An 11,093-nucleotide genomic window follows, 5' to 3' on the forward strand; every position below is an offset into this window, starting at 1 on the left:
ATCCACAATGTTTTTTTCAAACAGGCTCCGTTTAATACATAGTGAGCCAAAATTGCTCGCTTTCCCCCACACCCCACACCCCATACCCCACACCCAGTATCCTATCGTGGGTAATGTGGCTTAAGTTGACACCCATGGGCAATGCCGTGCCCCTACAGGTAGCGCCTGTGCTGTATGGATTATCGATATAGGTAAAGAAAATCCTCGATTTGTTACCGCTAGACCCTTTATAGAAAGTAATGGATAAAGAGGATATGCTTAAAGAGTTAGATGTAGTAACATTAACGCACGATATTCAAGAACATGGACTGAACAGGGGGAGTAGGGGCGCGATTGTTCATTGCTATAAAGATGGACAGGCGTTTGAGGTAGAATTTGTCAGTGAAATGGGGGATACACTGGCTTTACTAACGTTGGAGAAAGCCGATATTCAACTTGAACGAGAAGCAATTCGAGGACAAGTTGGGAAAATTCTTGATACTTTACCCGCTGATTTATTGGTCGAGGTGCGAGATTTTGCTGAATTTTTACAACAGAAGCATCAGTGAGTTACTTCAGATCCCCGACTTCTTGCAGAAGTCGGGGATCTTGCTTGGATATACTACACTTCATCAACCAGCAAATAGGCTGTAAGTGATGGGGACTCACTGCTTTTTCATGTCACGAGCCATTTTGCGGAACATATCCATGCTAGAATCGCTAGAATCAGCGCGGCGGCGCTCAAAACGGTTTGGCTGTGATTCACTCACTGGTTGGTTTTGAGGAGCTGGCAGCGGTTCAGGAGTGGCGCTGATTTGTTTATTGGAACGGATGACTTGCCCAAAAGCAGAGGTTTCTACCTCCTGCTGTAAACCCTCCCCTAGGTTGTCTTTCTTTTTCGCAAACCGCTTCTTTACAGATGTGGGCGATCGCATATAGTTAATATCACCGAACGTCTTGGCGTCGTCTGGCTCTAAGAAGTAGGATCGCCGTTTTTGGGCTTCTGCTGCTTGTTCTGCTTCGTCTGTCTCCTCATCGACGTACTTGCTCTTTAACCCAAATAAATTACTCAGAAATCCCATAGCGAACTAATCCTGCCTTTAATTGATTACTTTTGTTACTTTATGTTAACAATAATTAATAATTATGTAAATGTTGTTCTAAAACTAGCTGAGTGAGGTAATAAACTGTGTAGTTCTTCTGCACTACATTGGTCAGGGATAGCCTGTAAACCTGTAGAGACGTTGCAGGCAACGTCTCTACAGGATCTATGTAGTTCAAGCCGCAGAAAATTTAACTGGATGGCACTAGCCGCTTGCGGAGGGATTCAGCTCGCCGCTTCGCCGTATCATTTTTCGGTTCATGCTTGAGCGCTGCTTCATACGCCTCTAACGCTTGAGCGGTTAGCTGCTTGCGCTCGTAAACGTGACCCAAGTTATTGAGAGCTGTCACATAATCTGGCTCTAGTTTTAAGGCTTCCTTATACTGGCGAATAGCAATATCGTATTGATCTTGGGCAAAGTAGGCAAAACCGAGAGCATTATGAACCGGAGCTAGATTGGTTTCTGAAGCATCCGGAGCTTTAAGTCCCTTTTGGAATAAAATAACGGCTTGAGCAAAGAGTTTCTTGTCCAGATAGATACTGCCCAACTCGTAGTAGTCTTGGACTGATCCTCGCTCTTTTTGCAGCTTTTGCTCCAGCTTGGAGAGGGTGCTTTCGATTTTACGGGTTTTGAACACTTGGCGAATTACTGCCAAAGCTGCAACGCCAAGCAGGACTAACAATATGATTAGATAAATTTGTGGCAGGGTTTCATCCATAATCCTGTGCAACTTATACGGGACGGGTTTCAATCTTTTATAATGGTAAACCCCAAGCGGCAGCACGTTCAGCTAACCACCCTTCGGCGTGCCAACGTTTGATCGCCTGATTGACTTGTTGTTGCAGTGAAGTATACTGCAATCCTTTAGGCATCACTATTGCCAAAGCTGCACCAGATAAGCGATAGGGGAGCAATCGATATTCTGGGTATTCCTGCACCCATCCAGTCAGAACCGTCTGATCAGCGGCAAAGGCGTTAGCGTCTCCCGCCTCAAGGAGAAATAGTGCTTCTTGGTAGGAGTCAACGCCGACTAATTGGGCATTGGGTAAAGCATACTTGATCACCGAGATTGTACTCGAACCCTTGAGAACCGCGATGGTTTGGTTGTCTAAATCGCTCAATAGATTAATTGAGGCATCTTTGGTAATAATTCCTGCACCATCCAAATAATAGGGGATACTGAAATCAACCAAGCGGGCGCGAGACTCCGTTACCGTTACTCTAGCGATCGCAATATCCACCTGATCCTCAAATACCACACTCAAGCGATCGCGATTTGTCACTGGCTGCAAAACAACAGCCTCTGGACTTCCTAGCAATTCTTTAGCCAGTCGTCGGGCGATATCAATTTCTAGTCCTTGTAGGCTTCCCGTCGCATCGCGAAAGCCCAAGGGACGCAAATTATCTTTTACCGCAACAATTAATTGACCCCGTTGCTCAATTTCTGCCAATTCAGCCGGATAAGCGGATGGAGGTTGTAAAACAGCCACCCCCATCAATCCAAGTGCCACACCGACATTAATAAACCTTTGGGCGATCATCGGTTTCATTTGAGATTAGTGATTGAGCAGCAGGGATTGGAGAAGTGTTGAGTGTGTAGGGGGGGTTTAGGGAATTAAAGCGCAAGCTATTGATGATAACCTTGGTTCAAAACCCGCCCTCATCTCCCCCTGCTCCCAGACGTGCCATGGCACGTCTCTACATTGCTCCCCCTGCTCCCCCTGCTCCCTCTGCTCCCCCTGCGATCTCAACCGACACACTCTAACGAACTTACTTCGCGCCTTGGCTAGCAAGTTCTACAACCTTTTGAAAGCTGGCGGGATCTAACACAGCTAATTGTGCCAACATCTTGCGATTGATCTGAATATTCGCTTTTTTCATCTGACCCATAAGCTGACTGTAGCTTATGCCATTCTGACGAGCGGCGGCATTAATGCGAGTAATCCAGAGGCGGCGAAAATCCCGCTTGCGCTTGCGGCGATCGCGATAAGCGTTCCGCAGTGCTTTCATCACCTGTTGATTGGCTGTACGGAAGAGTTTGGAGTGAGAACCCCGATATCCTTTCGCCAGCTTGAGAACTTTCTTGCGTCGTTTACGGGCGACGTTACCGCGTTTTACTCTTGTCATTGACTCTTCCTAATTGATACGAGCTAGATGGTTATTCGTCTAAAGCAGTCTAAAAATAGGGAAGCATCAGGCGCACATTATCGGCATCCCGTTCATTGACCAAGTTCAATTTCGACAGACGCCGCTTCCGTCCTGAGTTTTTGCGCTCCAGCAAGTGGCTCTTAAACGCCTTGCGTCGTCTAATTTTACCGTTTCCGGTGGGTCGAAAACGTTTCGCGGCTGCTCTACGGCTTTTCAGTTTCGGCATAAACAACTTTGAATAAGGACACAATCTATAATTGTACTACTCTTGCGGTCTATATCGTAAAGATTTAATCTACACCGGGCTATGTCAGGGTGAGAGGCAATATGGTTGGGTTAAGGGAAGCAAGGGCTGTAGGGGCGACCCGCCGTACTTAATTGGCATCACCCAACCCTTAATTGTATCGGGTCGCCCTAGACAAAAACCGCGATATTTTAATCATAAATGGCAACAATCTCGATAATTTTAGGTCAACACCGCCCGGTATTTTTAATACTCGCATAAGACGGTAGGGTATCAATAATTATCTGACACCGCATACATTAGATGAGGGCGAGTCGAGATACATTAATTCTCACGCCGCCTACGATATGCAGCGACTCGCCCCTACAACCATTGATTATAGTTTCTATCCAAAATCATAAAAACCTTTAAACTTAGTTTGGCGAGGGAGTCACTCTAGACAGTTGAGACTGCGCCGCTTCATAACAATCCAGCTTACCTAGATTACGGCAAAGTTGAGCCGCTTGCTGTAAATCGTCGATCGCGGCTAATCGATTTCCCAGTTGGGCTTGGGCTAACCCTCGTTCGTAGTAAGCTAAAGCATAATCAGGATTTCGTTCAATCGCTTGGGTGTAATCCGCGATCGCACCTAGAGTATCTTCGATTTCCTGACGGGCTACTCCTCGGTTATAGTAAGCGTCTGCCGCCTCTGGATTCAATTGAATCGCTACTGTATAATCCGTTATCGCCCCGCGACTATCTCCCCGACGCTGACGGGCTAAACCACGGTTTTGGTAAGCTAGGGCTTGATTAGGTCGTAAATTAATCGCGGTGGTACAGTCGTCAATCGCACCTTTTTGATTACCTAAATTAGAACGAGAACGACAGCGTTTCAGGTAAGCCGTGATCAGATTGGGTTTAAGTTGAATGGCTTGGGTATAATCCTCAATGGCAGCTTGTTCATGTCCTAAGTCGGCTTGGACTTGACCTCGATTCACCCAGGCTGGGGTAAAATTCGGGTCACGTTGCAAAACTTGGGTATAATCAGCCTTAGCCCCTTGGCGATCGCCTAACTCCAGGCGCAGATTTCCCCGTTGATAATAGGCATCAGCATTTTGGGGATTGAGTTGAATCGCCTGAGTCAAATCAGCCAAGGCGGACTGAGTTTTTCCCTGATTCGCGTAAATCTTTCCCCGATAATAGTAAGCTGTCGCATTTTGCGGCTGATAGGTAATGGCTTGAGTATAGTAGTCAATCGCCGCCTCAGATTGTTGTTCTTGTGCTTGGATTTTTCCTTGATGGAGAACGTATTGCGCCATTAGGCGTTGCGGAAGGCGCAGGGTATACGCCAGAACTAACGCCATGATTCCCACTAATCCGATAGCCGTGAAGATAACCCAGGGTTTAAACTGACGACTGGGATAGGTAACTGTCGCGATCGCCGGATTGATATCCGGTAACGAGGGTAGGGAAAATTGAGTAACTGTGTTCCTCTCCGGGATACGACTGAGATCCGCCAGCACTGTTTTAGCGTGGTGATAACGGTTCTGGTGATTATCATGCACCATTTTCTCCAGAATAGCGGCTAACTCTGGGCTAACTTGGGTGTAAGCTTGCCAAGCGCTGGTTTCAGGTTGACCCTGGTTTGCTTGTTTGAGTTCTGCTAACTCGCTAACGGATAATCCAGTCATCGCTTGAATGGCGATAATCCCCAAGGCGGACAAGTCACGATTAACGTGGAGGGGTTCTGGGAATGGTTTGGAGGAGTGATCAACAAAAGTCGGATTGGGGGGATTGGGGGCTAATTTGTGGAATGACTGGGCGATTTGGGGACTCAATTGGTGGATAATTCCCCAGGTTGTTAGCACTAATTTGTCATCTCCTTGGCGGCGGATAATTGTAGAAGGTTTGAGGTTTCCCAAAACTGCACCCTGTTGATGGACAAACACTAAGAGGTTGAGGAGTTCGTTTAATAGGCTAATCACCTGATTTTCGGTCAGCGGATCACCGGGTATGAGTTCGTCAGTTAAAGGATGACCGCGAATAAACTCTTGAACAAGATAAAACTGATTCGTTTGGGCAAACGTGGTGATCAATCGGGGAATTTGGTCATGTTGACCCAGCTTTTTCAGCAATTCTGAGGTTTTTTCCAGACGGCTGAGAATAGATGATCGAGTTGGAGAGGAGTTCGGCGGGAGTCGAATTTGCTTGACCACGCATTTAGGATGCTGGGGAGAGTGAATATCTACCACTAAATAAGTGCGACCCAATTCATCGGTATCCAGGACTTTAATAAATTGGTAACGTCTTGCTAAGAGTTTGCCCATATTGATGCACGCTGACGCTCTGTGCAAAAATTATGACACGAAAGGCAAAATCCCCATTTTTGAAAAAAATCTGTTATGATAGCACGACAGAAAAAGCTCCAGAGGCTATCTGGAGCTGTTTTGAACCCGTGAATGTAGATGAACCCGTGAATTAAGATTCAGTCGAAAGAGAAATTGTAATACATGTTGGACAAGATTGGCTACACATAAGCAGCCAATCTTTTACTTTTTGAGAAGCATTTTGGGTTGAGAGGGGCGGAGGGAAGCTGGGGGAGATGGGGAAGCTGGGGAAGCTGGGGAAGCTGGGGAAGCAAATAACCAATGACGTAGCTTGCTTCTCAAGGGAGCGAGTAGGACGAAGGACGAATGACAAAGGACAAATGACGAACATTTCTGTTAATTTTTCGTAACTTATTAGTGAGCCCAAATTTTTTATAAAGCTACACTTAAATTATACGGTTAAGAAAAAAAAGTTATGTTAACCTCAACCCCTCAGACCTCTACCCCAGTCCCTAAAGATAAATCATTGATCCTCTGGTTTGATCAAATCCGACTGGATGACCTACCCTTTGTCGGGGGCAAAAATTCCTCTCTGGGTGAAATGATTGGACAACTCACTCCCCAGGGAATCAATGTACCGACTGGGTTTGCGATTACGGCGTATGCTTATCGTTACTTTATCGAAAGCGCCGATTTAGAAGCCAAACTGCGCCATCTGTTTGCAGATTTGAATGTGGATGATGTGAGTAATCTGCAACAGCATGGGAAAAAAGCGCGACAGTTAATCCTCAGCATGGAGTTTCCCCTAGAACTGACCCAAGCCATTCGGACAGCATATCAGGAATTGTGCGATCGCTATGGGGAGGGAACCGATGTAGCGGTTCGTTCCTCGGCGACGGCGGAAGACTTGCCAGATGCGAGTTTTGCGGGTCAACAGGAAACCTATTTAAATGTAAATAGTTTTAAAGGCGTTCTGGAATTTACCCATAAATGCTTCGCCTCCCTGTTTACCAACCGCGCCATTGCTTATCGGGAACATAATGGATTTGACCACTTTGATGTGGCACTTTCGGTGGGAATTCAGAAAATGGTGCGGTCAGATTTAGCCTGTTCCGGGGTGATGTTTTCCATTGACCCCGAAACGGGATTCAAAAATACCGCATTAATTACCGCCGCTTACGGCTTGGGCGAAACGGTGGTTCAAGGTGCGGTTAATCCCGATGAATACGTAGTCTTTAAACCGACATTAAAACAGGGATGTCGCCCGATTTTGGAGAAACGCCTGGGAACCAAAGAAATTGAAATGATCTACGACGAAGGGGGTTCGAGACTGACCCGCAACGTGCGAGTCGCCCCCTGTGATCAAAAGAAATTCTGCCTTAAAGATGAAGAAGTCTTACAATTAGCGCGTTGGGCGGTACAAATTGAAGACCATTATTCCCAACGGCGGGAAATCTATACCCCCATGGATATTGAATGGGCAAAAGATGGGATAACTGGGGAGTTATTTATTGTCCAGGCGCGTCCGGAAACCGTACAATCCCAGAAATCAGCACAAGTTCTCAAAACTTATCAGTTGAACCAACGCAGCGAGGTATTAGTTACGGGGCGTAGTGTAGGCGCAGCCATTGGTCAAGGAACTGCCCATATTATTATGGATGCGTCTCACATTCATCTGTTCGAGCCGGGGGAAGTCTTAGTTACCAACCGCACTGATCCCGACTGGGAACCGATTATGAAAAAAGCCAGCGCCATTGTCACCAACCAAGGGGGACGTACTTGCCATGCGGCAATTATTGCGCGAGAAATGGGAATTCCAGCAATTGTCGGCTGTGGGAATGCAACCGAGGTATTAACCACGGGTCAAGGGGTGACAATTTCCTGTGCGGAAGGGGATGAAGGACGAGTTTATGATGGATTATTGCCTTTTGAGGTGCAAGAAACTCCTTTAGATAATTTACCCCGCACCCGAACCCAAATTTTAATGAATGTAGGTAATCCAGATCAGGCTTTTGGTTTAGCCGCAATTCCCTGTGATGGTGTGGGTTTAGCACGGTTGGAGTTTATTATTGCCAATCATATTGAAGTTCATCCTCTGGCGTTGATTCATTATCATCAATTGCGGGATGAATCGGTGAAAGCGAAAATTACTCAAAAGACCAAGAGTTATGCTGATAAACCTCAGTTCTTTGTCGATAAATTGGCGCGGGGAGTGGGGATTATTGCAGCGGCGTTTTATCCCAAACCTGTGATTGTGCGGATGTCTGATTTTAAGAGTAATGAATACGCTAACCTTTTAGGCGGTCAAAGTTTTGAACCCAAGGAAGATAATCCCATGCTGGGGTGGCGAGGGGCGTCGCGGTATTGTGATCCGAAGTATCGGAAGGCGTTTGCTTTGGAATGTCAGGCGATACAGCGGGTAAGGGATGAGATGGGATTAACTAATATTATTCCGATGATTCCCTTCTGTCGCACTCCTGAAGAGGGGCGTCAGGTGGTAGCGGAGATGGCGAAAAATGGTTTACCCCGTGGGGTGAATGGGTTGCAGGTGTATGTGATGTGTGAGTTACCCAGTAATGTGATGGAGGCGGATGAGTTTGCTGAAGTGTTTGATGGGTTTTCCATTGGGTCAAATGATTTGACGCAATTAACGTTAGGATTAGACCGAGATTCGGCGTTAGTGGCGCATATTTTTGACGAACGCAATCGCGGTGTAAAACGGATGGTGAAGTTGGCGATACAAACAGCGAAAGAGTGTGGGCGTAAGATTGGTATTTGCGGTCAAGCGCCTAGCGATTATCCGGAGTTTGCCAAGTTTTTGGTGGAGGAAGGGATTGATTCGATGAGTTTGAATCCCGATTCAGTGTTAAAAACGCTGTTGATGGTGGCTGAAGTAGAACGTCATTTGTAGGGTGAATTCGTAGGGTGCGTTAGCGAAGCGTAACGCACCGCACCGACTGTGGGGGAATCAACGGAGGTGCAACAATCTAACCGGAATAGTCGCCAAGAAGTTACAGGGAATAAGCCAAATAAATTTGTTGAAGCTCAAGGTTGGTATAAAGATGCCAATGGTACGATTATTCTTATCGCAGAACCAACGGTTGTGACACCCCACGAAACGGGTTCGCCATCGTTCACCTGTCAATAGTTAAATGGTTCGTGAAACCTTACCGAAATTGAATGTGGTTGACTTAAGTGAGGTTCGTAGTTGCGATGCGAGCGTTATAAATGGTGCGTTACGCTCCGCTAACGCACCCTACAATTGTCTGAGGTGTTTGTAGTAAGCGCTAAAGCGCTTGTGACCACCATAAATCTAAAAGGTTTAATGAGATGAAACGCCTAGTATCCTTATGTGTAAATAAAATATCAAAGGGCTGTGTTCCTCAGAAGTTTAATGGGTTAGCTAAATGAGAAATTTATGCCTTTCTCGAATCGTGCGATCGCTTGGGTTGGTCGTCAGTGATTCAGCGATTATGGCACTAAAGTGCCTACTACGAACGGTGCGATCGCTTCTCTTGGCTCTGTTGGGGTTAAGCTTAAGTTTGGGTATCCATACAGTAACTCAGGTAAGGGCAGAACTTCCCGCTACTCCGGATAATTTAGCCTTAGTACAAGTCGGCAAAAATCACTACGATACAGGAAAATTTACTAAAGCTGTACAAATTTTACAACAAGCAGCACAGGGGTATGCTGAGACGGGGAATACCCTTCAGCAAGCTCAAGTATTCAGTCTGTTGTCATTAACGTATCAGAAATTGGGACAGTGGCAAGCGGCTGAACAAGCGATTCAAACCAGTTTGTCTTTACTCAAAACTTTAGCTGAAGCCAATCCCATTGTCCGCGCTCAAATTCTCAATGCTCAAGGGCGTCTCCAACTCGCTACAGGCAATGCTGAAGCGGCTTTAGCTACCTGGGAACAGGCAGAAACTCTCTATCAGCAAGCGGGTGATCCCGTCGGGGCGATTGGCAGTCAAATTAATCAAACCGAGGCAATGCAATCTCTTGGATTATATCGACGCACCAAGCAACTTTATCAACGGCTAGAACAAGCCATTTTCGGGTTAGATAATTCACCCGTTAAGGTGGCTGGGTTACAAAATTTTGGGACTATTTTGCGACAAGGAGGGGATTTAGAAAAATCTCAAGGCATTCTCAGCCAAAGTTTAGCCTTAACCCAAACCTTGGGCTTGCCGCAACAGGAAAGTAAAATATTGCTAAGTTTAGGGAATACAGAGCAAACCTTAGCTCAACGCGCTAAAGTGTTTGAAAATTCCTCAGGCGAAGACTATATCCAAGCTGCTCTAACTCACTATCAACAGGCGGCAATGAAGGCGACGCTTCCGTTAACCCGAATTCAAGCTCAACTCAATCAATTGAATTTATTAATTGAGACTGATTCTCTATCACCGAATCAAGACTTATTGTCCTCAATTTCAGCCGGATTATCCACTTTACCCGCTAGTCGGGCTTCTGTCTATGCTCATGTTAACTTCGCTGAAAGTTTGCTCAATATGTCAGAACTCATGACACAGCAGCAAGGCACTAATGATAGTGTGGCAATCTTAAATACAGCGATTCAACAAGCTGAAGAGTTAGAAGATAAACGGGCAATATCCTATAGTTTGGGTACTTTAGGTAAGCTCTATGAAAAAAAACAAGATTGGACAAATGCCAAAACTGTGACCGAAAATGCACTCCTAATTGCTCAACAGATGAACGCGGCAGATATTGCCTATCAATGGCAATGGCAAATGGGGCGATTACTGCAAGCCCAAATCCAAGAGAGTTCTCAAAATCTGCCTGTTAATCCAGACGCGATCGCCTACTATAATGAAGCGGTTAAGACACTCAATAATTTACGCGGTGATTTAGTTGCCCTCAATCCTGAGATTCAGTTTTCCTTCCGAGAAACTGTCGAACCCGTTTATCGTCAATTCGTGGATTTACTCCTGCGTTCTCCCACTCCCAGTAAAGAACATCTGATCCAAGCCCGTAATATCATGGAAGCCTTGCAACTGGCTGAATTGGATAACTTCTTTCGGGATGCTTGTGCCACACCAGCAGCCGTGAATATTGATAACGTCGATCCTCAATCCGCGATCGTTTATCCGATTATATTATCTAATCGCTTGGATATCATTATTAAATTACCTGGACAAGATAACCTGCGCCACTAAGCTGTTCGGCATTTAAATAGGGTATAATTAAAATAGGAAATCCGAAAAACGAAAAAAATATGCCAGCCAAAAATTATTTGAAACCCGCTCAAAAAGAAAAATTACAAGTTGCTCTAAAAACCGAGAAAAATGCAGA

Annotated in this window: 10 protein-coding genes; 4 read left to right on the plus strand and 6 right to left on the minus strand. The window is 45.7% G+C overall.

Translation table 11 applies throughout. The annotated features are described in order from the left end of the window. Positions 1-254: 254 nt before the first annotated feature. On the plus strand, positions 255-548 hold the full coding sequence (locus tag RIG66_RS31240; protein ID WP_446383641.1) for a DUF4926 domain-containing protein: 294 nt from the start codon (positions 255-257) through the stop codon (positions 546-548). Between the two features lie 96 nt (positions 549-644). Here RIG66_RS31240 and RIG66_RS31245 read toward each other — a convergent pair whose 3' ends face one another. The 6 genes from RIG66_RS31245 to RIG66_RS31270 all read right to left on the minus strand — a co-directional run bounded on the left by RIG66_RS31245 (position 645) and on the right by RIG66_RS31270 (position 5,780). Beyond that, positions 645-1,061, minus strand: a complete 417-nt coding sequence (locus RIG66_RS31245) for a hypothetical protein (RefSeq protein WP_446383643.1) — start codon at positions 1,059-1,061, stop codon at positions 645-647. Positions 1,062-1,272: 211 nt separating this feature from the next. Then, positions 1,273-1,800: a tetratricopeptide repeat protein gene (locus tag RIG66_RS31250; protein WP_446383645.1), complete on the minus strand. Its 528-nt coding sequence runs from the start codon at positions 1,798-1,800 to the stop codon at positions 1,273-1,275. 37 nt (positions 1,801-1,837) lie between these two features. After that, positions 1,838-2,623 carry a transporter substrate-binding domain-containing protein gene (locus RIG66_RS31255; protein WP_446383655.1) on the minus strand — a complete coding sequence of 262 codons (786 nt, stop codon included), beginning with the start codon at positions 2,621-2,623 and terminating at the stop codon, positions 1,838-1,840. A gap of 229 nt (positions 2,624-2,852) precedes the next feature. Beyond that, positions 2,853-3,209 carry a 50S ribosomal protein L20 gene (gene rplT / locus RIG66_RS31260; protein WP_006100089.1) on the minus strand — a complete coding sequence of 119 codons (357 nt, stop codon included), beginning with the start codon at positions 3,207-3,209 and terminating at the stop codon, positions 2,853-2,855. A gap of 49 nt (positions 3,210-3,258) precedes the next feature. After that, positions 3,259-3,456 carry a 50S ribosomal protein L35 gene (gene rpmI / locus RIG66_RS31265; RefSeq protein WP_446344649.1) on the minus strand — a complete coding sequence of 66 codons (198 nt, stop codon included), beginning with the start codon at positions 3,454-3,456 and terminating at the stop codon, positions 3,259-3,261. A 431-nt stretch (positions 3,457-3,887) separates the two neighbouring features. Beyond that, positions 3,888-5,780: a tetratricopeptide repeat protein gene (locus tag RIG66_RS31270; protein ID WP_446383647.1), complete on the minus strand. Its 1,893-nt coding sequence runs from the start codon at positions 5,778-5,780 to the stop codon at positions 3,888-3,890. Positions 5,781-6,255: 475 nt separating this feature from the next. Between RIG66_RS31270 and ppsA the strand changes: the two genes are divergently transcribed. The 3 genes from ppsA (at position 6,256) to RIG66_RS31285 (ending at position 10,957) form a co-directional block, all read left to right on the plus strand. After that, on the plus strand, positions 6,256-8,691 hold the full coding sequence (gene ppsA, locus RIG66_RS31275) for a phosphoenolpyruvate synthase (RefSeq protein ID WP_446383649.1): 2,436 nt from the start codon (positions 6,256-6,258) through the stop codon (positions 8,689-8,691). A 66-nt stretch (positions 8,692-8,757) separates the two neighbouring features. Then, on the plus strand, positions 8,758-8,928 hold the full coding sequence (locus RIG66_RS31280; protein WP_446383651.1) for a hypothetical protein: 171 nt from the start codon (positions 8,758-8,760) through the stop codon (positions 8,926-8,928). A gap of 259 nt (positions 8,929-9,187) precedes the next feature. Beyond that, a complete protein-coding gene (locus tag RIG66_RS31285; RefSeq protein ID WP_446383653.1) occupies positions 9,188-10,957 on the plus strand; it encodes a tetratricopeptide repeat protein in 1,770 nt (589 codons plus the stop codon). Positions 10,958-11,093: the final 136 nt, after the last annotated feature.

It is taken from the genome of Coleofasciculus sp. E2-BRE-01 (assembly GCF_040221695.1).
Classification (GTDB): Bacteria; Cyanobacteriota; Cyanobacteriia; order Cyanobacteriales; family Coleofasciculaceae; genus Coleofasciculus.